Source organism: Nocardia brevicatena NBRC 12119, from assembly GCF_000308495.1.
In the GTDB taxonomy this organism is placed as follows: Bacteria; Actinomycetota; Actinomycetes; order Mycobacteriales; family Mycobacteriaceae; genus Nocardia; species Nocardia brevicatena.
This window is the reverse complement of record NZ_BAFU01000233.1, coordinates 1-20,852: the sequence shown is the minus strand read 5'-3', so window position 1 is coordinate 20,852 and position 20,852 is coordinate 1. Positions and strand designations below refer to the sequence as shown.

The 20,852-nt window shown below is 63.5% G+C and carries 18 protein-coding genes and 1 pseudogene; 10 read left to right on the top strand and 9 right to left on the bottom strand.

The window, feature by feature from the left end; translation table 11 throughout:
- Positions 1-9: 9 nt before the first annotated feature.
- The 3 genes from ON20_RS27775 to ON20_RS27765 all read right to left on the bottom strand — a co-directional run bounded on the left by ON20_RS27775 (position 10) and on the right by ON20_RS27765 (position 3,687).
- Positions 10-1,266, bottom strand: coding sequence for a cytochrome P450 family protein (locus tag ON20_RS27775; protein WP_040840466.1), 1,257 nt, complete (start codon positions 1,264-1,266; stop codon positions 10-12).
- Between the two features lie 35 nt (positions 1,267-1,301).
- Positions 1,302-2,609, bottom strand: coding sequence for a cytochrome P450 family protein (locus ON20_RS27770; protein ID WP_245547529.1), 1,308 nt, complete (start codon positions 2,607-2,609; stop codon positions 1,302-1,304).
- 151 nt (positions 2,610-2,760) lie between these two features.
- A complete protein-coding gene (locus ON20_RS27765; RefSeq protein WP_083865363.1) occupies positions 2,761-3,687 on the bottom strand; it encodes an SAM-dependent methyltransferase in 927 nt (308 codons plus the stop codon).
- Between the two features lie 270 nt (positions 3,688-3,957).
- On the opposite strand from ON20_RS27765, the gene ON20_RS27760 reads away from it, so the two are divergent.
- Positions 3,958-5,427, top strand: coding sequence for a hypothetical protein (locus tag ON20_RS27760; protein ID WP_157229079.1), 1,470 nt, complete (start codon positions 3,958-3,960; stop codon positions 5,425-5,427).
- A 25-nt stretch (positions 5,428-5,452) separates the two neighbouring features.
- Here the strand turns inward: ON20_RS27760 and ON20_RS27755 are convergent, their stop codons facing one another.
- Positions 5,453-6,088, bottom strand: a complete 636-nt coding sequence (locus ON20_RS27755; RefSeq protein ID WP_245547528.1) for an HAD family hydrolase — start codon at positions 6,086-6,088, stop codon at positions 5,453-5,455.
- 225 nt (positions 6,089-6,313) lie between these two features.
- Here ON20_RS27755 and ON20_RS39365 point away from each other — a divergent pair.
- From ON20_RS39365 to ON20_RS38215, 3 genes and pseudogenes are all read left to right on the top strand, one after another.
- Positions 6,314-6,644, top strand: a pseudogene (locus tag ON20_RS39365) (transposase); the annotation flags it as partial.
- 551 nt (positions 6,645-7,195) lie between these two features.
- Positions 7,196-8,980, top strand: a complete 1,785-nt coding sequence (locus ON20_RS36965; RefSeq protein ID WP_157229077.1) for a hypothetical protein — start codon at positions 7,196-7,198, stop codon at positions 8,978-8,980.
- A 236-nt stretch (positions 8,981-9,216) separates the two neighbouring features.
- Complete coding sequence (locus ON20_RS38215; protein ID WP_218002665.1) at positions 9,217-9,498, top strand: hypothetical protein; 282 nt, start codon at positions 9,217-9,219, stop codon at positions 9,496-9,498.
- Between the two features lie 294 nt (positions 9,499-9,792).
- Here the strand turns inward: ON20_RS38215 and ON20_RS27740 are convergent, their stop codons facing one another.
- Positions 9,793-10,242: a hypothetical protein gene (locus ON20_RS27740; protein ID WP_040840458.1), complete on the bottom strand. Its 450-nt coding sequence runs from the start codon at positions 10,240-10,242 to the stop codon at positions 9,793-9,795.
- Positions 10,243-10,839: 597 nt separating this feature from the next.
- Here ON20_RS27740 and hisG point away from each other — a divergent pair.
- Positions 10,840-11,706: an ATP phosphoribosyltransferase gene (gene hisG / locus ON20_RS27735; protein WP_218002664.1), complete on the top strand. Its 867-nt coding sequence runs from the start codon at positions 10,840-10,842 to the stop codon at positions 11,704-11,706.
- On the opposite strand, the gene ON20_RS27730 is transcribed toward hisG, so the two are convergent.
- Genes ON20_RS27730 through ON20_RS27720 form a run of 3 tightly spaced genes read right to left on the bottom strand, consistent with a single transcriptional unit; the run spans position 11,648 to position 15,063 of the window.
- Positions 11,648-12,946, bottom strand: coding sequence for a deoxyguanosinetriphosphate triphosphohydrolase (locus ON20_RS27730; RefSeq protein WP_051163490.1), 1,299 nt, complete (start codon positions 12,944-12,946; stop codon positions 11,648-11,650). The two genes, hisG and ON20_RS27730, sit on opposite strands and share 59 nt — an antisense overlap.
- A gap of 39 nt (positions 12,947-12,985) precedes the next feature.
- Complete coding sequence (locus tag ON20_RS27725) at positions 12,986-13,732, bottom strand: hypothetical protein (RefSeq protein WP_040840456.1); 747 nt, start codon at positions 13,730-13,732, stop codon at positions 12,986-12,988.
- Positions 13,729-15,063, bottom strand: coding sequence for a glycosyltransferase family 4 protein (locus ON20_RS27720; protein ID WP_169332396.1), 1,335 nt, complete (start codon positions 15,061-15,063; stop codon positions 13,729-13,731). Before ON20_RS27720 ends, ON20_RS27725 begins: the two co-directional genes overlap by 4 nt.
- A gap of 138 nt (positions 15,064-15,201) precedes the next feature.
- Between ON20_RS27720 and ON20_RS27715 the strand changes: the two genes are divergently transcribed.
- The 4 genes from ON20_RS27715 to ON20_RS27700 all read left to right on the top strand — a co-directional run bounded on the left by ON20_RS27715 (position 15,202) and on the right by ON20_RS27700 (position 19,339).
- Positions 15,202-16,644, top strand: a complete 1,443-nt coding sequence (locus tag ON20_RS27715) for an NsdA family TPR-like regulatory protein (protein WP_157229075.1) — start codon at positions 15,202-15,204, stop codon at positions 16,642-16,644.
- A gap of 501 nt (positions 16,645-17,145) precedes the next feature.
- Positions 17,146-17,874, top strand: a complete 729-nt coding sequence (locus ON20_RS27710) for a HalD/BesD family halogenase (RefSeq protein WP_157229074.1) — start codon at positions 17,146-17,148, stop codon at positions 17,872-17,874.
- 11 nt (positions 17,875-17,885) lie between these two features.
- The gene (locus ON20_RS27705; RefSeq protein ID WP_245547527.1) at positions 17,886-18,680 is read left to right on the top strand and encodes an alpha/beta hydrolase; all 795 of its coding nucleotides are present in this window, start codon (positions 17,886-17,888) and stop codon (positions 18,678-18,680) included.
- 152 nt (positions 18,681-18,832) lie between these two features.
- Entirely contained in the window at positions 18,833-19,339 is a 507-nt protein-coding gene (locus tag ON20_RS27700) for an acyltransferase (RefSeq protein WP_245547526.1), read from the top strand.
- Positions 19,340-19,357: 18 nt separating this feature from the next.
- Here the strand turns inward: ON20_RS27700 and ON20_RS27695 are convergent, their stop codons facing one another.
- Complete coding sequence (locus ON20_RS27695) at positions 19,358-20,080, bottom strand: glycosyltransferase family 25 protein (RefSeq protein WP_040840482.1); 723 nt, start codon at positions 20,078-20,080, stop codon at positions 19,358-19,360.
- Between ON20_RS27695 and ON20_RS35125 the strand changes: the two genes are divergently transcribed.
- Positions 20,034-20,839 (top strand): IS5 family transposase gene (locus tag ON20_RS35125; protein WP_438803448.1). Its coding sequence is split into 2 segments (ribosomal slippage): positions 20,034-20,378 and positions 20,381-20,839, totalling 804 coding nucleotides; the frame shifts between segments, so codons are not numbered across the junction. The genes ON20_RS27695 and ON20_RS35125 overlap by 47 nt on opposite strands.
- Positions 20,840-20,852: the final 13 nt, after the last annotated feature.

Here is a 20,852-nt window from a genome sequence, read left to right as displayed (position 1 = left end):
CGGATGGGCTCACAGGTGAGCCGGAGACGGAATGAGGGGATGGGTGGCGGGGAAGGTGACCGGGAGGGCGGCCAGAGCGCGGTGGAACGGGCCCGGCCGCCAGGCCAGCCGGTCGGCCGGGACATCGAGGGACATCTCGGGGAGGGCGTCGAGGAGGTGGGCGACGGCTTCCGCGGCGATGAGCGTGGCCGTCGACCGGGCTTGTGTCGGGCAGGCGTGGTCGCCGGTGGCGAAGGCCAGATGCCAGTCGTTTCCGCGGGTGTGGTCGCCGGCGATGGCCGGGTCGGTGGTGCAGGCGGCCATGCTGATCATCACCGGCTGGTGGGCGGGCAGCCAGATTCCGTCGACGAGTACCCGGGTGCGGGGATAGCTCATACACAGGTTGGCCATCGGCGGGTCGGTGCGCAGCACCTCCTCGACGACATCGCGGACCGGTGGGGTGAACCCTGCCCGGTCGTGGGCGTAGCGGGGGTCGGTGAGCATCCGCAGCACGGTGTTGGCGATGAGGTTGCGCGGCGGTTCGATCCCGGCCGAATACAGTGTGACCAACTGGTGGAACCGTTCCTCGTCGGACAGGTCCGCGCGATGGACCAGCCGTGAGGTGACGTCGCGACCGGGATGGGCGCGTTTGGCGGCGAGCAGCGAGCCCAGCGCATCGGCGAGCAGGGCGTTGACCTTCTCGGTGTCGGTGGCTTCGAACATGGCCGCGACCGCGCCCTTGACGTGGTCACCGAGATCGGCGGGGCAGCCGAGGATCTGGTTGACCACCTCGGTGGTCAACGGGGTGATGTACTGGCCCATCAGCTCCGCGCGGCCGTCGCCGCAGAAGGAATTGATCAACGGCACCGCGACACCGGTGACCGTGGCCCGCACCGAATGCAGGTCGATCACCTCGAGCGCGTCGACCAGCGCCCGCCGGTAGCGGCCGTGGTCGACACCGGCGCTGCGCAGCGGGTTGGGTCGCCATTCCAGCATCGGCCGCAGCGGATGATCGGGCGGAAGCGACTCTTGCCAGATGCGGGGGTCGGCGGGGAAACGCTCGGCGTCGTGGAGAATCCTGACCGCGGTGTGGTAGCCGATCACCAACGTGGCCGGCACACCGGGAGCGATCTGTACCCGCACCAGCGACCTGCCGGCGCGGCGCATCCGCGCGTAGGTGCCGTGCGGGTCGGCGGCGAACTCCGGGTCGTAGAGGCAATATACGGGCTCGAGATCCTCGATCGAGGGATAGGTGCCGCTCTCGAGCAGCGGTTGGGGGGCATGCATCGTTTTCCTCACAACAGGTCCATCAAGGGGGCGGCTCAGGGATGCAGCGGCTGCGCGGGCGGGAAGGCCACCGGTAGTGCGGTCAGGGCGCGGTGCAGCGGGCCCGGCCGCCAGGCCAGCCGGTCGGCGGGCACGGCCAATCGGATGTCCGGGACCACGTCGAGCAGCTGGTCGATGGCCACGGTCGCGATGATCTGCGCGATATCGCGGGCCGGACACGCATGCGCCCCGGCGCCCCACGCCAGATGCGAGCGGTTACCGACCTGACTGCCGCCGAGAGAGTCACGGCCGACGCGGAGCTTCGGGTCGGTGTTGCAGGCCGCGAGGCCGATGAGGACCGGCCGATGCGCGGGCAACCACACCCGTTCCACCAGCCGCGGTCCGACCGGCCACCGCACACAGAAATTCGCCTGCGGCGGATCGACGAACAGACTCTCCTCGATCCCGTCGACGGTCCCCGCGGCGCCACCGAGCAGCTGCGCGGCGAACCGCTCGTCGGTCAGGGCCAACCGCAGCGTGTTCAGGATCGACGCGGCAGTGGGCTCGGCCCCCGCGGAGTACAGCAGCGCTATCTGCGCCACCACCTCCTCCTCGGTGAGAGCGACCGGATCCGCGAGCAGCCACGAGGCCACATCCGTACCCGATGCCGCACGCTTGGCCGCCACCACCTCACACAACGCCGCGTCGAGGATCGCCTGCCCCTCGGCGGCCGCACGGGCATCGACCGCGTCCAGGATCATCGATATCCCGGCGAACACCTGCTCACCGCCTCGCGGGCAGATCCCGACGAGCCGGTGGAGCACCTCGAAGACCAGCGGGAGTACGTACTCGGCGCGCAGGTCGACCTCACCGCGGCCGCAGAAGGAGTTGATCAGGGTGACGGCGCTCCGCTCCGCCATCGCCCGCAAGCCGTGCCGATCCACGCGGGCCAGGGCATCGACGGTGACACGGCGATACCGGGCATGCTCGGCACCGACGGTGCGCAACGCATCCGACCGCGCGGCCAACGCCGGTAACACCGGACAATCGACAGGCACGCCGCGCTGCCACGTCCGGGGATCGGCCGGGAAATGCTCCGCATCACGCAGAATCCGCAACGCCGCCTCGTACCCCAGCACCAGCATGGCCGGCACACCGGGCGCCAGCTCCACCGACACCACCGGCCCGAACCGCGCCCGCAGCTCACGGTAGAAACGATCCGGATCCGCGGCGAACTCGCCCGAATACAACGGCACACCACCGCCGCTGTCGGACGCGACCGGAGACCCCTGGACCGCGTCCACCGGATACCGGTCGTTGCCGTGAACAATCGGGCACGGCCCCGTTCCTGCCGACAACGGCATAATCACCCTCCAAAACTGATCAAGATCAAAATCAACGTGTGTGCCGCCCCTTAGACACGCACTCGCACGCGGGGAGAAGGCCTTTGCGCCGACGGGCTATCGGACTCTCATCGCGGGCGTCACAGTGCCCTCCGACAGCACCGCACCCTGCTCACAACAGATCGTGGCCGGCTGCCGGGGCGGGGACGACCGTGGCCGGCCCGACAGCGCCCCCTCCGGCCGCTGCACGGTTCCAGGCGGGACGCTTGTAGGCGAGCCCACCGAGCATCAACCGCTCCTCCGGATACCGAGCACGGGGCGGCGGTCCTTCGGGCCACCAGTCGTCGAGCTCGACCAGACCGGGCTCCACCAGCGGCAGGCCCCCGAAATAGGAGGCGATCTCGTCTCGGCTGCGATACCAACCCGAGCCCAGACCCCGCCGCACGAAACGTTCCTCCAGCGCCCTGGCCAACTCGTGCAGTGACGGATCCTCTTCACCCGGATCCCAGAAGTGGCTGATCGCCACATACGAACCCTCGGGCAGCAGATCGATATAGGACTGCATCACCACAGCCAGACCCAGATCGTCATCGAGGTGGTGCAGCAGCCCCACCACCAGCAACCCGATCGGACGGTCCGTCTCGATCAGCCGCCTGACCTGCGGGTTGGTCAGCAGTGTGCCCTCATCACACAGGTCGGCATGGACGAAGCGGGTGTAGTCGTCGCGCTCGAGCATCACCCGCCCGTGCACAGCGCACAGCGGGTCGTTATCGACATACACCACCCGCGTCTCCGGATTCTCCCGTTGAGCGATTTCGTGGGTGTTACCGACGGTGGGTAACCCGGAACCGACATCGAGGAACTGATCGATACCCGCGGCCCCGGCCAGGAAACGGGCGACGCGGTGCAGCCACCGCCGGTTCATCCTCGATACCTCACCCTGATGCGGCGCTACCTCAAGGATCTGCTCATAGGCGGCCCAGTCGGCATCGTAATTGTCCTTACCGCCGAGACTGAGGTCGTAGACATGGGCGATACTCGCTCGGGTGGTATCCACACCGACCGGGGCACGACAGTTTCTCAGTTGTACTTCGGTCATGGTCTGCTTTCGCGTCTGTTGCGCATAGCGGCGTTGGCGAAGTAACGCCTGCACGGAGCGCATTCGGGATGTCCTGCCCACCGTCGCACCTGCGCCGACCGCGCCACACCTGTCCAGCGGTCGGACTACCACCTGATTTCTGGGTGGCGCTGAACTGCGGAAATCCGTTGATGAAGCGAGAATTGCCCATCACGATGGGTAGTCTGGGTGGGCCGTTGGTGTCATGGGTGTGAATGAACGTGGAGTGCAGGCTCTCGGGACCAGGGGGACGTGGACCAGATGAACCAATCGTCGACACCGCAGGCGCGCGGTCGGCAGATGGCTTCGGCGGGCAAGAAGCTGTGGACCGAGCTGAGGTCAGTGGGTCGTGCCGCGGCGGAATTGATGACGCGATATCCGGACGTGCCGAGTCTGCAGGCGTACCGATACGCCACCGGCTTGTCCCAGGACCAGGCAGCGGTGCGTTACAACGAGGTCACAGGCCATCAGACTTGTCTGGGCGGCACCTCCATCAACGCCTGGGAATCATGGGCGCGCGGGTGTGGCCGTGGATCGCCCCCGTCATTGTCGAGCGTGTTGATTCTGTGCACCGCATACGGACGTGGTCCTCTGGGCACAACCGACGAACACGTCTCGCCGACCGAGTTGCTCGGAGACGCCATAAAACGCCTGCCCGCCGAAGATCGGCTATCGATCGAACAGCTCACCCGCAGCCGGCAACACGAACCACCTGTCCACCCCGCCAAAACAGCCACACGGGAACATGACTCAGGGGCATGGCCCACGGCAATCGATGCGGTTTGTGCTCATATCCCGGCACTGCGCCGTGTGCTGGATGCCTATGACTCCCCGGAAGACGGGCCTGTCCACCCCGTCGAACAGTTGCGTCCCGCGGTTACGTCGATCGTGAACAAACGGCTCCGATCGGACTATTCCCTTCTGGCCGCTGAGGTGCCACCGCTCTTGTCCGAGTTGCATCGGGCGATGCTGGATTGCTCGCCCACTCAACGGCCGGATATCGCGCGCCTGTTGGTTCAGGTGTATCGCGCGGCCGATGCTGTGGCCAACAAGTACGGCTATTACGACTTGTCCGCCCGGATCATCGGGCAGCTGTGCGCAACTGCCGCAGAAACCGGAGACGAGCTGGTGCTTGCCAGCGGTTCGTATGTGCGTGGTGAAACATTCTTCGTGTCGGGCGATCTCGCGTCCGGCCGCAGGATGCTCGAACGAGCCGCCGACCGCATCAAGGCTCAAAATAGCGAACGGGCGGCAGCGACCTACGGGACGCTGCATATGCGTGCGGCGGTCATGGCCGCCAGGGCGGGTTTGGCCGTCCTGGCGCGAGAACACATCGACGAGGCCCAAAACGTCGCTTTGCGCGTCAACGAAGGGGTACACCTCGGTACCGCCTTCGGCGCAGCGTCGGTACGCATCCATCGACTTTCGCTCGCAGTCGAACTCGGTGATGTCGGCGCCGCTCTGCGGTCGGTGACAGGCTGGCAACCTCCTACTGGGTTGCCTGCTGAACGACGCTCACATTTCTACATCGATCTCGCCCGCGCCCACCACCTCGCTGACCGGCCCGATTCGGCCCTCGAAGCACTGCACATCGCTCGTGGCATCGCACCAGAACACATCCGCTCCCACCCCCACGTGAGACAGATCGTGGAACAGATGCGACTCACCGGAGGCTGTTCGCATCATGCGGCGCTCCATGCTCTGCAACAGGCGATCAACTGACTGTACTTCGATCCGAATCCGCGACTCAACGGTCCCTGGCTATAAGACCGGGGAGGTCGGTCAACGAGTCGATGACCCACTCCGCCTCACGCGCAACGATCGGATCATCGGCCCACAGGTAACCCCACGGACCCCGGCGAATCAACACCGGCCGTAAACCGGCGGCTCGTGCTGGCACTATGTCGTTGTCTCGGTGATCACCGACATAGACGATCTCCTCCGGCGCGCCCGGCGCGAACTCGATCACTGCAGCAAAGAAGCCGGGATCGGGCTTGGCAACATTCCACTCACCCGACGTCGCTATCGCATCGACCGGCAGGTCCAGTGCACGCAGCAGTGTCGCAGCCTTCGCCGTTTGATTCCCTGCCACACCGACCCACACCCCGCTGTGTTTCAACGCCGCCAGCGCGGCCCGAACATCGGGATACAAATCGGATTCCTCGATCCGTTCGCCCACCCCGGCGTCTTCCCGACGTTGTCGCTGCTCCGCCAGATCGAACCCAGGCCGCAGAACCTGAAAGGTCTCGGCATTGTTCATCCCTGCCGCGGTGACCGCTCCCAATATCGCGGAAAACGTGTGTCTCGGAACACCGATCCAATCCGCCCACACACCGAACTCACGCGAGTCATCGAGCAAGGTCTCCCCGATATCGAACACCACCGAACGGATCACATATCTCCCCGCGAACTCATGATTGATTCACACCCTGACGATAGACGAGACATACGCAACCGAAGCCTACGGACTGCGGCTGGGACCCTTTGAGCGGGTCCATCTGATCGGGCCCCTGTTTCGGGGCCATGCTTGTGAGAGTTCTGATGCACCAGAATGAGTACAGGAGGGAACGATCGCACCATGTCATGACGTCGGCATACGCCCGAGCAGATCATCGGCAAACTCCGTGAGGGCGAGAAACTACTCAAGCAGCAGTTCACCGTCGAGGACGTGAGCAAGCACCTCGCGGTCTCCAAAGGCGACCTGGCATCGCTGGCAGAACCAATACGGCGGCATGAGATCCGAGGACGCCAAACCGTTGAAGGAACTCGAGCGCGAGAACGCGCGGTTGAAGAAGATGGTCGCCGAACAGGCCCTGGATATCGACATGCTCAAGGAGATTTCCCGAGGAACTTCTGGACCCGGACCGCCGCCGCAGGGCCGTTGTGGCGCTGCGGAAGCGGCTCGGCAATCCGAACGGCGGGCCTGCTGGGTCAGCGGGCAAGTCCAGGTCGGTGCAGCGGCGGCCTACTCGTGCAGCGGGCCAACTCTGTCGATTGACAGCGGCTGGGGATAGGCTCGCTCGACTGTACAGAATTTCTTTGGAGGACTGTGATATCGCGTATCCCGTGGACTCGCTATGAAGGCGACGACGTGGAAGCGTTCGCTGCGATGTGTATCTGCAGGGAACGGCCAACAGCATGGCGTATCCGCCCTTCCCGAGGGGACCAGGGATCGATATATATGTCCCGCTCGGGGACAGAAGGTGGAGATCTACCAGGTCAAGGGCCGAGCTAGAGCGATAGGACAGGCGGGTCGCCAGCCAGCAGCGCACTCCTCGGTACACGGGCAGCTCCTAGACTTCCGTGCCCATTCGTTGAAACGTCGTTGACTTCAGGAGCGATAGGTGACGCACAGCACCGTCGCAGGAAGGCTTCAGATGGCGAATTACACGCCGTGCGCGCATCAGCATTGCTCACAACCTGAGCCTCGGTTCCATCCGTAAAAATATTCAGAAATACAACCACATCTTCCGAAACGCGAGGCTTAAGGATGTTCGATTTCCTACAACACGGATTCATCACCCTGGACGATGAGAGCATATTAAATAGAAGGATAACCAGAGAGGAAAGATTGGAATCAATTGCCTTGCACGGCATCGTCCCCTCTCTTGTAGAAGCATCAAAGATATGCACCTCCATGGACCTTGGGGTTCAAAATTTGCGCCGCCCCGAAGAGGAAAGGATAATACTTGGGTCGCTGGACACCAAGCTGAGAAATCAGCTCTATAAGAAACTTACCCCCCGGTCAGTGGTGTTTACACCCAGTGCGTTGATGCAATACACTAAGGAGATAATTTCACATGCAGCAGATACTGGATCTAGGCCAACCCTAGAGGATATTTTTAGATACTCTCTATCGATAAACCGGGAGCAGAACACAATAGAAGGATTGGATCTGGGATCATTACCAAATCCTTCAGTGGAGACGTTTCAGGACTTGCACCAAAAGCACCTTATCGAGGAATTAGCAATTAGGTCATTCAATCGCACAGGAAGCGTTCAGGAGTTGATGACCTTCACCACTTATATGTGGTTGAAGGAATGGCCGAAGACACCTCGCACCAAAAAATACAGCCAGCGCCCTGCAGATGTTTTTAGCGAAGTGATGGGATTTGACCATGCCGACTTCCTTGCGGTGGGCTGGTGTGTATGTACTGATATCTCTTCAGGGATGCCACTGATAAACTGCGATGATCTACTTGCAAGAGGCCTTCCCGAGATGGCGGTTAACTTCTTCTTCGACCGCTTCTCGATTGATATTGAGACTCTGCGCTCCAACCTCTTAGAATCAACCCCCGAACATCAGGATACCCACGAAGAGATCGCCCATCTGCCTTGGATGAAAGCAGAGTTCCAACGGTTTCCGCTGATTAGATTTTCCGACAAGTGGGCCATCGCCGTGCGCTTACAATACGTCGCAGAGAGATTTTTTGGCCATCTCCCTATCCAAGATGTCGCGGCCGCATTGGCTATAGAAGACGCAGCAGCGTCCGAGAACTTTCTAAGAGCTATTGACGATGTCTTTGAACGGAGAGTTGGAGAATCGTTCAAACGTTCAGCGGAAAACTCGGGCGGAAGCAATCGGAATGTTGTCGGAGAGTCGCAAATGAATTCTCGATGGAAAAAACGGACAGGAAAATCTACCGGAAAGTCGAAGAATTGCGACTGGGCATTTTCCAGCGGAAGCCTTTGCCTCGTATCGGATGCCAATAATCGCTCATTGCGGCCACAAATATCCGAAGGAACAGGTAGCTTTGACCAGTTCAACAAAGATCTGATGAACAACTTGGTCGAACACAAATTCACACAGTTAATCTCGACCATCGAAAAATTTCAACTGCATGGTTGGAATGAAGCAGAATTCAAAGTCACTCCAAAGACCACTTTCATTCCCATCGTGATAGTTCCGGACAATGGAATCATTCTGACTGAATTAATTGATCAACTCCTAATAAAGCATTCGCAACCAAATTTTAATATATTCGGCAGCAAAGTCACCCCACCAGCGGTCTTATCCTGGAATGACCTAGTCGTGCTAGAAGGAATTTCTGACAAATATGGGGTTGACATAGTTGAGGTGCTTGGACAGTGGCGCTGGACCGTAGTAACGCCAAGAGCTCCATTAGGTCTACCCGATTTTGTTACACTGCATGATTTCCTGTTGCGAAGGTGGAATGACCGACCAATCAGCCGGGAAATCACACACGAAATCACGGATACTATCGCCGTCCTTGAGAAACGCCGATCCTCTTACGGCAAATTAGGAGCGCGTTAACACAACGAACCAAAATATCTTGGATCTGCGATCACCATCCGCGACTACGCCACTCCTTGAGGTGATGAGGTTCTACACTTAGGTGCGGTGTCGTCACCATGACCAGGGTAGACCACACTGCTGTGGCCGTACCGATCAAATGTTTTTCTGGTCAGACTCGTAAACAGCGAGTTGAAGTCCTTCGGATTTATTGTCCGCCCAGGATCCTCGGGAACGCGGAACCCGTCGGGACAGTCGTGGGCCAAGGCGTCGAGTGCTTCATGCGTGGGCCGGTCGGCGGCCTCTCGGACGAGGACCCAGGTACCGGTCGCGCGCGGGTGGCGTTCGAGGACTTCCTGGTCTTTCGCCAGCTGTCCTATGGTTCGGTCGCCGCCGCCCTGTTCACCGCCTTTGTATTCGGTGAAGTCCCGGCCACCGCGTTCGTTGATGCGGGCGGTGTCATGCCTGCGCTTGCGCTCCGGACCCAGCTCTATGGTTTGCTCATGGTGCCAACCGTTTTCGCGTATTTCTCCGCGTAGTTGCGCCATCCCGATATGGAAATGTTGTCCGTGTTCGTTGTGGTGGCGTCCCCGTTCAGAGGATTCGCGTTGCTGGCTCCGAGCGGCATCAGCGTCCCGGCGCCGACGCCGCTCGTCGTCCATCCCCGGCTATCGGTGAACCTCCTGGACAGACGTCCAGCAGGTCGTGCGGCATTCCGATTTCCCCTCTGTAGCCCCTGGTGCTCCCTTGCTCGCAGCTCTCCTAGGGCCTGCTACTTCGGGGCGGTGACCTACGAGGCTTCTGGCCGTGATGCGGTCTTGGACTCGGTCGATTCACTGCTTGCCCAGCATTATCTGCTTCAAGATCGCCACTTCGTAGTCGCTCTTGCCTGCCGTCATCCTGCGAAAAAGGTCAGCTTTCCGCTGTTGTCGCAGCTGGGAGATTTGTCGAGCTTTGTTCCACCGCTCATGCGACCGGAATCGCTCCCATGCCGACTGTCTGCTCACACCGAGAACCTCTGCAACCGCATCCCAGGTCATGCCATGCCTGCGTGCAAGTTCCACCTCCAAGGCCAGTAGTCGCTCAGCTGCTGCCGCGATTTCACATGACGTGGCGATCCACTCGGAGAATTGCCCTGGTCCGGTGGGAGTAGCTGCTGCCCCACCGCGTTCCACCGCAGCAGCGGCGACACGGTGAGATGTCGCGAGCTCGATGAGAGCCTTTCCGAGGCTGGCTTGGGCGTGAGCGTGAGCCTTCAGGGTGTTGCGGTACTTGCGGGGCACTGGTTCATCCTGTCAGGTTTTCCCTGATCATTTTTCGGAACCGTCATCGCAGGTAGAACGCTCGGGCTTGGCCTATGTTCGCGAACCGGGTCGACGACGTTGTGGTAGAATGATATCCGTCCGATCGTGGGTGCATGCTGACGTGGATTTCCCTTAGCCTTGCACTGATTGGTTCGTTCACAACTTTCGTACTGAAGTCCCGTGCCTACTTTCTGGCCTACTACCTGTGGCGCAAGACCGGGAATATAGCTGTGCTGCGCGAGGTCGCGCGATTCGACCGGAGCATCAGGTGAGGACCATAGGCAACAAGCAGAGCGAATCGTCGATTTATCTGATGGCAGCGGTTTCGCAGTCGGACTCAGCTACCCCATAGCGTGCCGCAGGATACTGGGCGGGCCGACTCGTAAAACCGTCGGGGCTGCTGCACGGATGGGACAACCTCACGTCTCATGGGAGCGAGGTGCCGCCAGCAGCTCGTCCAGTTCGACGGCGATTTAGATCTTGCGATCAGCATCGCTCGTGCTGTGCTCAAGTCCGGTGTTTGCTATCGCTGGTGGGCGCGGAAATGCGGTTGCGAGGTGTGTGAGGATTGTCGGTATGCCATTGCTGCGTGTCGCTGTCCCGAACAAGGGTTCGTTGAGCGAATCGGCGTTGACGTTGCTCACCGATGCCGGATACCGGCTACCGCGGGTGCGGAACAAGGAGCTGAACTGCTTCGACCCGGAAAACGAGATCGAGTTCTTCTTTCAGCGGCCACGCGATATCGCAGTGTATGTGGGTGCGGGAACCCTGGATCTGGGGATCACCGGCAAGGATTTGCTCGAGGATGCGGCCGCGCCGGCCGAATCCGTCTTGGATCTGGGGTTCGCTCGGTCGACGTTCTATTTCGCGGCGCGTCCGGACGGGCCGAAGTCGGTGACGGATCTGGCGGGTAGGTCGGTGGCAACGTCGTATCCGGAGCTGGTGCGCAAGCACCTGGCGCAGGCAGGGGTGTCGGCGAACGTGGTGGTGTTGCAGGGCGCGGTGGAGAATGCGGTCGCCCTCGGTCTGGCGGATGCGATCGCTGATGTGGTGGAGACCGGCACGTCGTTGGAGAACGCGGGCCTGGTGAAGTTCGGGGAGCCGTTGATGCGGTCGGAGGCGATGCTGATCCGCAGCACTGCGGCGGAATGGACTGTCGAACGGGCCGAGGCGGTGGCGGTGATGCTGGACCGGCTGACCGGGGTGTTGACCGCGCGCCGGTATGTGATGGTCGATTACGACTGCCCGAAGGCGGTGCTCGAGGCGGCGTGCGCGTTGACGCCAGGGATCGAGTCGCCGACGGTGTCGCCGCTGGCGGATCCGGGGTGGGTGGCAGTGCGGTCGCTGGTGGAGCGTAAGAGCATCAACCGCACCATGGACGAGCTCAAGAAGCTCGGGGCGTCGGCCATCCTGGCGACCGAACTGGCAGCCTGCCGACTGTGAGCCGACCCGCCGGATCGGCATCGCCGGTCAACTCCTCGAACACCTCGATCGCGCGGCGGTCGGTATAGGCGGCGATCTGATCGACGACAGCCCGGACTCGGGCCGCGTCGGTGCCGGCACGAGACCACCGGGCGGCGAAGCGGGGTTCCAGCGCGTCGGGGGCGCGGTCGAGGAGACCATCGAAGATGGTGTCGATGACATGGCGTTGCCGGGCTCGGCGGGCGCGTAGGTCGGGGGCGCGGAGCACGAAGTGCAGGTGCAGTGCCTTGAGTATCGCGATTTCGGCGCGGAGATGATCGGGCACGACCAGTTCTGTGGTGAATCGGTGGTGCGGGCCGGGCCCGACCGCCGCGCGCGTCGCGGCGACGACCACGGTGGTGAATCGGGCGGTGAGTGTATGTCTCACCCCGGTGATCACCGTTGCGTCAGGGGTATCGGTGCCGGTGGTGAGGGCGGTGATCCCCGGGATGCGCAGCAGATCCTCGGTGTACCGGTCGATGTCGTCGATGGGCAGGTTGGTGAAGTGGCCATGCGCAAGTTTGACGAATTCGCTGCGGTCGACTACGGACATGAGCGGAGTGAGGGTGATCGCGTTGGAGCGCACTCCGGCGGTGAGGTCGGCGAGGGTGTTGGCGATGTCGTCGGCGATATCCATGATCTGCGCCTCTACGCACAGTCGCCGGTCCGGTGCGCCGTCGCGGATCCACGCCAGGGTTTCGGCGTCTTCGGGGTAGGCGCCGAACTTGCGGTGCGCGCCTGGGGTCCACGGATATTTGCAGGCAGCGTCCAGGCTCGCACGCGACAGGTTCAACCCACCGGTGCGGCCGAGGCCGGGTTCCAGGTAGGTCAGGATGCGGAGGGTCTGGGCGTTGGCCTCGAACCCGAGGCCGTAGGTGCGGGCCTTGGCGCGTAGGGCCTGTTCGCCGTTGTGTCCGAACGGCGAGTGACCGAGATCGTGTGCCAGGCAGCCACTTTCGACCACCGTCGGGTCAGCGCCCACACCGCGGGCGATGCGGCGCCCGACCGCGGCCACGGTCAGGGAGTGGGTAAGTCGGTTGTGTGGGACCGGCCCGGCGTCGGGTTCGTCGACCTGGGTGATATTCGACAGTCGGTGCAGCGCCCCGCTGGTGAGCAGTCGCAGCCGGTCGTGTTCGAACACTGTGGTCGGATCGTGGTAGTGGCGGCCGGGCTCGGGTACGCGGCGCCGGCGGTCGTGGTCGGTGTAGCCGGTCGATGTCATCGCAGGTGGTTTCCCGTCGTGGTTGTTGGGTCGAAGCGTTCACGGTGTGATCGGTTCGCCGGCGGTGGTGCTCGCGGCGAACAGGGCCTCGATCTGAGTGGGGTGCAGGTAGCGGGTGATCAGCGGGTCGGTGCGCAGCTGTGCGGCTGGGACGCGGAGGAATCGGTGTTCGAGGAACATCAACCGCCGGAACACCAGGCGGTAGATGCGGGCGGGGGTGTCGTCGTGGTCGAGAGTAAGGATCTGCCCGGCATGTTCGCGGACGCGTAGCTCGCGTGTGCTGATCAGCCGGTTGGTGTCGAGCAACCGCAGTTGCCCGGTGACGTCGATGGCGAGGTTGTCCAGCGGCGGATCGATGAAGTCAGGGATCAGCGACGCCTCCGCCTTCAGGGCGGGGACCGGGGCGGTGTCGGCCAGCAGGGTGCGCACCACGCGCAGGAATATCGCGAGCTGGTCGAGAGCTTGGCGCGGCAACCGATGCCGGTAGGCGATGCGCAGCGACCACACGGGCGCAACAGGGACATAGTCCTTGACCATCACAGCCTCGCACAACCGCGCCTCCGGGCGCGGCAGCAGCAGACGCTGGTTCGGTACCAACCCCGGCAGCACCGGGTCGAAGATCGCCCGCAGGTACCGGTATTCATGCCGCACCTTCGCCACGGTCAGCTCCGCGGCGTCCGGGGCAAAAACCTGCACCACGATCCGGCTTCCGGGTCGGTGGTAGACGGTCGAGTGGTTACCTCGCCCGATCGGTCGATGCCCTCGGGTGCGGATGGCGAGCGTCATCGCTGCGGCTCCTCATGGGAGCTGATGACCTGGGCGTAACCGGTGGCCATCTGTTCGAGGCCGTACCGGGCCGCGCTTGCGCGTCCTTCCCGCGCCAGGCGGGTGTGCAGCGTCGTGTCGGTGAGCACCTGGTGTAGGACGTCGGCGAGCGCGGCCGGATCTGCGGGCGGCACCAGTAGCCCGGAATGGCCGTGGTTGATGTAGTCCAGCGGCCCGCCGTGGGCGGTGGTGATCACCGGGGTGCCGGCGAGCATCGCTTCGATATTGGCGTAGCCGAACGCCTCGGGGCACCGCGATGGCAGCACCGCCACCGTCGCGGCCTGATAGCAGGCCGCGACCTCGGTCGGCGACAGGTCGTCGAGCAGGAACACCCGCCCCGTCAACCCGCCGGAGGCGGTCAGCTCGGTCAGCTCCCGCGTGTAGTCCAGAGCGCGGGTGTCGTGCATATCGTGGCCATTGAACGCCACGAACGCATCCCCGGCGGCACCGCGGGCGACCAGGGTCCGCAAGGCGGCGATCAGATCGGCATGCCCCTTCCACGCCACCCGTCGTGCCGACAACAACACCATCCGCCCGGCCGGCAGCCGATTACGGCAAGCCACCGTAGCGAAGGCATCCTGTTCGGTGGCGGCGCGTAGACGGGCGGCGAACTCGTCGATGTCTATGCCGTTGGGCACCGTGCGCACCATCTCACCGCCGATACCGGCCTTGGCGAGGTATTCGGCCACCGCGGTGGAGACCGCGACGATCCGCACCGAGTGCTCGGTGACCTCGAGACGGCGGCGCAGGTAGTCGAACCGCTGCTCCGCGCCGGCGAGATCGTGCACCACCCCTGTCACATTCAGCCGGCTGACACCGGCGGCCTTCAAGCGCCCGGATTCCTCGGCTTTGAGCACCGAGGTGATGGGATTGATGTTCTGCGCCAGCAGGTTTGGTGTCCCGGCGGCGGCGATGACGTGGGCGTACTGGCGCGCCAGCCCCGCATATATCGGGTTGGCCGGGTCGTCGATGGTGTCCTCGTAAAAATGGCGCACCCGCTGCGAGTCCTTGCCGCCGGCCGCGCCGCCGAGGTATTGACCGAAGCCGGTCCGAATGCCTTGGGCCAGAACCAGCGTCCCGTCCGGAGTGCGCAACTGGTAGGCGCCGAAACGAGTGGCGCCGGTCTGAGTGACCGCCCACCGCGTCGCCGGGTATTGCGCCGCCAGGGCAGCGAGCAGGTGGTGAGTGTGCGCGACCAGGCCGGTGTGCCGGACGGGTTTCGGCTGTCCGGTGGCCACGACCGTGCCGTGCATGTCGTAGGTGAGGATGTGCATCGACGACGGGAATCTCATGGTGTCCCCCTTCATGCGTGCAAGTGACGGGATCATTTGCCCGGCAACCTGTTTGGTTTGTTAACCGAGCCATATTCAGGACACCGCTGAAGTGGTGGGGGCGGCAGTGGTGCGCTTGGTGCGTTTCGGGGAATTTCGGTGCCACAGCGCACCGTGGCCGGTTACTCTCGCCGCATCGATGTCGACGATCCGGTTCCGGGGGCGAGGTGGGTGAACGCGCAGCTGGCAATGCTGTTGGCCGAGTTGGGTTGGAGGCCGGAGACCTTCGCCCGCAGGCTGGGCGAGCACGCGGTACTGCACGGGCGCCGCAACCACATCCACCCGAAAACCCCCTATAAATGGCTGGCCGGCGCCCGACCCCGCGCACCGTGGCCGGATCTGATCGCGGCGCTGTTCACCGCCGAACTCGCCCGGCCGGTAACCCCCGCCGACCTCGGGTGGGCCACCGCATCCACCGGGCCACTGCTTCCGGCCGATTCAGGCATCCAGGGACCGTGGACGGTGGAAGGGGCCTTGCGCGCCATCGCCGCGGTCACCGACGCTGATCCCATGCAGCGACGACTGTTCCTCGCCCTGGCAGGCACCGCGCTCACCGCCCCCGCCCATCAGTGGCTGCTCGCCGCCCACGTCAGCAACCTCGCCCATACCGGCGGAACCCGCATCGGACCGACCACGGTCGACGAGATCGACACCATGACCGCCAGCCTGCGCCGCATGGACGACCAACTCGGCGGCGGCCCTCTGCTGACGATGGTCCGTGCCCACCTCCGCCATGTCCTACATCTGCTGCGCCACGCCGGCTACGACGACACAACCGGCCGCCGCCTGCACTCCTCGGCCGCCGAGCTGCTGCGACTGGCCGGATGGCTGTGCTTCGACACCAGCCAACATGCCCGTGCCCAACGCTACTGGGTCGCCGCCCTGCGCACCGCCCACACCGCCGGGGACCGGGCACTCGCAGCGAACATCCTCGGATTCATGAGCTGCCAGGCCAAAGACATCGGCCAACCCCGCGAAGCCGCCTTGCTCGCGGACACAGCGATCTCTGGATATCCCGGTGCCAGCGGCCGGGTTTCGGCGATCCTGAACCTACGTGCGGCCGAGGCCCATGCGGTCGCAGGCTACGCGGTCAATACTCGCCGCGCGATCGACGCCGCCTTCTCCCACCTCGACACTCCTGCTGCCGGGGCACCGGATTGGAGCTACTGGCTCGACGAAACCCACGCCCACGGCCAAGCCGGATACTGCTATCTCCGACTCGGACAGCACGCCGACGCACGCCGACACCTCCGCGAGGCCCTGCGTATCGGGGACGGCAACGATTCCCGGGAAGGCGCGCTGCGCTATACCCTGCTCGCCACCACCTACGCCCGCCAACCCGACCCTGACATCGACCACACCCTGCACCTCGCAGGTCACGCCGTCGACCTGCTCACCGACCAGGTCACCTCCACCCGGGTCGTCGGCCATCTGTCCACCCTGCTGACCGACCTCACCCCCTATCGGCGGCGATCCGATGTCCGGGAACTGGGTGACCGCATCAGCTCACTTCAGGCGGCAACCAGCAGCAGGGGCAGCTGACATGAGCTGGGTGGCGGCCCAGGGCGAACTTCCATGGTCGCCTCCGGCCACCAGAACCTGTCCCGAGGAACCGCTACCTGTGCAACAAGATGATCGGACTCCGTGGCAGCCCACAGCGCTGGGACACAGAGAAGGAGTGAAATGACCAACGAGTCCAGTACGGTCCTCGCAGAGTAGGCCGTGTTGCTCGGCGATCTGCTCGATGCGCAGGTACTGGTCGAACTGAACCAACTTGGGTTGATCACCGAACGTTCGTCTACGATCCAGATCGCGACGACCGCCGAACGAGATAGACACTGGTCGGCACCGATACCGAATACGCGCAGATGTCGGCTACCCAGGCCAGTCAGATGGGGCTGCTGCACGGATAGGGTGTCAGCGGTTGTCTCCTATCCGTGCAGCAGCCCCGGTCCGCGTCCGCAGCTTCGGTAGCGGACCATCGGCGAGTCCGCCATGCGATCCAGGTGGCTTGAACGCATGGAAGTGGACGAATATCGGCTGATGCTGATCGATCCGAACACGGCCAGTGAATCCGGAGCTGCTCAGCGGTTGGCTGCGGCGCGGCGAGATCTCGACCGGTGTGGTGCTGTGGTGGTGTCGTGGCTGGTGCCGGCATCGGTTCGGCGTGCGGTTGCTACCGAAGCTATTCAGTTGGCGGCGCGGGTGGGCGTGCGCCGGGACCTGGCATTCGCCGAGACGGGATTCACGCCTCGACGGATGAGGAACGTGCGACAAGTACAGATTGCGGAGCATGGGGTCGCCATCCGTCGGATCTATGCGTCGGGCGCGGTCACCGATGCGATAGCCACGGTCGTGGGTCAGCCTGTGTATCTGTGCCCGTACGAGCCCGAACAATTCGTGATCACTCAGCTGGATCGGCCGGGTGATACGCATGGATGGCATTGGGATGATTACAGTTTCGCGCTGGTATGGGTGGCCGAATGTCCGAGCGCGGTCGATGGCGGGTTCGTCGAGTGTGTCCCGGGCACCGTGTGGGACAAGCGTAGACCGGGCATCGAACGGATACTTCGGAAACGAACCGTGCATCGACTGGCAGTGGAGCCTGGGGAGGTCTACCTTATGCGGGCGAAGACGACGTTGCATCGGGTACATCCGATCCGCCGGGGTCGGCGAACGATTGTGAACATGGCCTTCGCGTCGGAGGATGAATTGTGTCGGCCGGTGTCGCACGAGACCATGGACGCACTGTGGTCCACGCCTGGGGAGTAAGCGGAAGTAACGTGCCGGTGGAGAGCGTCACGGTGGAGTCGGTGGACGGTGTTCGTCTCGACGCGGCCGTTCATACCACGTCGGGCCCTGTCCGGGGGACGGTGCTGCTAGTTCACGGGATCACCGTCGACATGGATGAGGGTGGCGGGATGTTCGTGCGGTTGGCCGGACAACTGGCCGCCGCGGGATTCAACGTTGTCCGGTTCTCCTTCCGCGGTCACGGAAACAGTGGCGGGACGCAACGAGGGGTCACCGTTGCCGGTGAGTGCTTGGATCTCGAGGCCGCTGTGCAGCTTGTCGAGGAGCGGTTCCGGGGGCGATTTTCGATCGTGGCGGCAAGTTTCGGCGCAGTGTCCACGGTGCTGTCGCTGCCTTGGCTGGCCACTCGGCTCGATCGGCTGGTGTTGTGGAATCCGGTTCTCGATCTGCGGGCCACGTTTCTGGAGCCGGAGTTGTCCTGGGGTAAGGAGAACTTTGGGCCATCACAGCAGAAGCTCCTGCACGAGAACGGAGCCCTGGTCGTCGACGGCGAATTCGAGCTCGGGCGCGTGCTGTTCGATGAGTTCACGCACTACGATCCGTTGGCAGGTTTCCTCGACAGCACTGTGCCGTCGCTGGTCGTGCACGGTGACCGTGATACGGCGGTCTCCTACGAGATTGCGGCTAGGGCTGCGCAGTCCCGACCACACACGATGCTGCACACCGTCGTCGGTTCGGATCATGGTTTCGATTCACGCGAGCGTGAGGACGAGGCGATCGCCATGACGGTTGCCTGGCTGGTCGAACAGATCGCGCTGTCCTCGTGACACCTGTGGAACTATATGGGCCGGTTCGGCTCGGTGATTCTGTGATTGTCGGCGAGCATTGCGTGTTGGGGTATCCGAAGGAAGCTCGTCTCCGGGAAGCCCAGCGCGGACGGCCTTCGGCGGGTTCCCCTGTTGTACTCGGAGACCGGAGTTTGCTCTTCAATCAGGTTGTTGTCCATGAAGGCACGGTGATCGGCGCCGAGTGCGTGGTGGAGGACCGTGCTCGGATCGGGTACGGGTGCGTGGTCGGTGACCGGACTCGGATAGTTCACGGCGCCTACATCTGCGATCGCGTTCGGATCGGCGCGGACGCGTGTGTCGCCGGGTTCGTCTGCGATGCGACGGTGATCGGTGATCGAGCGACCGTCATGGGGGAATTGGTGCATGAGTACTCGCGTCCCCATCTCGGCTGGTGGGGTGTCGATGAGGAACCGCCGGTAGTCGAGTCGGATTCAGTGGTCGGGTTCGGTGCGCGAGTGGTCGGCGGTGTGCGGATCGGGCCGCGGAGTTACGTTGCGGCGGGATCGGTCGTAACCAAGGACGTGCCGGCCGAGCATGTGGTGACCGGTATCAATGTCCATACTCCGATCGGCCGGTGGTCGGGTAAGCGTCTTTCCGCGCTGATCGAACATTGGACGACACCGCGACCCGCTCGGTGATCCAACCTTCGTCCACCACTACACGAAATCGGAATCTTCCGTGTCGCTACCGGCGTCCGTCTTCGCGCGTTGCGCGACCAGGGGCGGATCGAAGGCAAGCGCGGCGAGTCGGGGCGCGAATCGTGCCCGCAGGTCGGGACGCGGATGCGGCGTATAGAGGGCGGGCAAGAACTCGTCTACAGGCACGATGGCTTGTGTGAGTTCGGCGGACAATGCGGCGCACAGGCCCTGACGAGTGAGTAGGTAGGCGTAGCTGCAGTGGCTGTATCCGGGGCGGACTATCCCGGGGATCGGGGTGGGGATGTCGGGCTGCAGGCGATCTCGTCCGAGATAGAGCAGATCGAACGGGATATCGAACTCGGTCAGACGGTTCAGGCCCTGGAGAAGGTCGCTGGGGAATCCGGGCGACAGGACGGCGTCGTCCTCGAGGACCAGGATGTACGGCGCAGTGCTGTGTTCCTCGGAGTGGTTCCAGCAAGCGAGATGTGCGAGCGTGCAGCCTATCTCGCCGTATTTGAGCGGGCGGTTCCACCACGGGTTGTCGGAGTCGATCTGCCAATCGAACAGCTTGATTCCGAGTGCCGGCAGGTCGGAGTTGGCGAGTTGCAGGCCGTCTATAACGGCATCGAGGTCCGAGGTGTAAGAGGACGTCTCATGTGGACGGAAATAACTGCACCGTATAGCCTGCTCGGTGATGGATGCTCTGGCTCGACGTCTGGTTCCGGACGGGTTGTGGGACATCACCGAACCCCTGATTCCGAAGTTCGCTGCGCGTAGGCAGGGTGGTGGGACCGCGCCGGTCGATGACCGTGCGGTGTTCACCGCGATCGTGTTCGTGTTGTCCAGTGGGTGTGCGTGGCGGCAGTTGCCGCCGTCGTTCGGGGTGAGCGTGCCGACCGCGCACCGTCGGTTCTGCGCCTGGGCCGAGGCAGGCTTCTTCGACCGGCTGCATCGGGAGGTGTTGGATCGGCTCGGTGTCGGCGGTGAGGTGGACTGGTCGGCGGCGATCGTGGATTCGGCGAGCGTGCGGGCCAAAAAGGGGGCTCGCTGACCGGTCGCAACCCGGTCGACCGCGGCAAGGGCGGATCGAAGATCCATGTCCTGTCGGATGCGAATGGCCTCCCGTTGGTCACCGCCGTGACCGGCGCCAACGTCCACGACAGCCTCATGCTGCGGCCGTTGGTGGACGCGATTCCCGCGATCCGGTCCCGGCGTGGTCCGCGACGCCGTCGGCCCGAGCGGCTGCGTGCCGACAAGGGCTACGACTATCGCGTTCACCGGCACTGGTTGCGCTGTCGGCGCATCATTCCCCGTATCGCCCGTCGCGGTATCGACGACTCCACCCGACTGGGCCGCCATCGGTGGAAGATCGAACGCACCCTCGCCTGGCTCACCGGCTATCGGCGCCTGACCGTCCGATACGAACGCCACGGGCACCTGTTCGCGGCATTTTTGCATCTCGCCGCCGCACTCATCTGCTACAAGAAACTTCCCACATGAGACGCGCTCTAAA

Bases quoted from the DNA above. Each gene is read 5' to 3' on its own strand.
- ON20_RS27765 (WP_083865363.1), bottom strand. From the start codon at position 3,687: ATGACCGAAGTACAACTGAGAAACTGTCGTGCCCCGGTCGGTGTGGAT.
- hisG (WP_218002664.1), top strand. From the start codon at position 10,840: ATGCCATTGCTGCGTGTCGCTGTCCCGAACAAGGGTTCGTTGAGCGAA.
- ON20_RS27710 (WP_157229074.1), top strand. From the start codon at position 17,146: ATGCTGATCGATCCGAACACGGCCAGTGAATCCGGAGCTGCTCAGCGG.
- ON20_RS27770 (WP_245547529.1), bottom strand. From the start codon at position 2,609: ATGCCGTTGTCGGCAGGAACGGGGCCGTGCCCGATTGTTCACGGCAAC.
- ON20_RS27720 (WP_169332396.1), bottom strand. From the start codon at position 15,063: ATGAGATTCCCGTCGTCGATGCACATCCTCACCTACGACATGCACGGC.
- ON20_RS27730 (WP_051163490.1), bottom strand. From the start codon at position 12,946: ATGACATCGACCGGCTACACCGACCACGACCGCCGGCGCCGCGTACCC.
- ON20_RS27695 (WP_040840482.1), bottom strand. From the start codon at position 20,080: ATGTCCCACAACCCGTCCGGAACCAGACGTCGAGCCAGAGCATCCATC.
- ON20_RS27725 (WP_040840456.1), bottom strand. From the start codon at position 13,732: ATGACGCTCGCCATCCGCACCCGAGGGCATCGACCGATCGGGCGAGGT.
- ON20_RS36965 (WP_157229077.1), top strand. From the start codon at position 7,196: ATGTTCGATTTCCTACAACACGGATTCATCACCCTGGACGATGAGAGC.
- ON20_RS27775 (WP_040840466.1), bottom strand. From the start codon at position 1,266: ATGCATGCCCCCCAACCGCTGCTCGAGAGCGGCACCTATCCCTCGATC.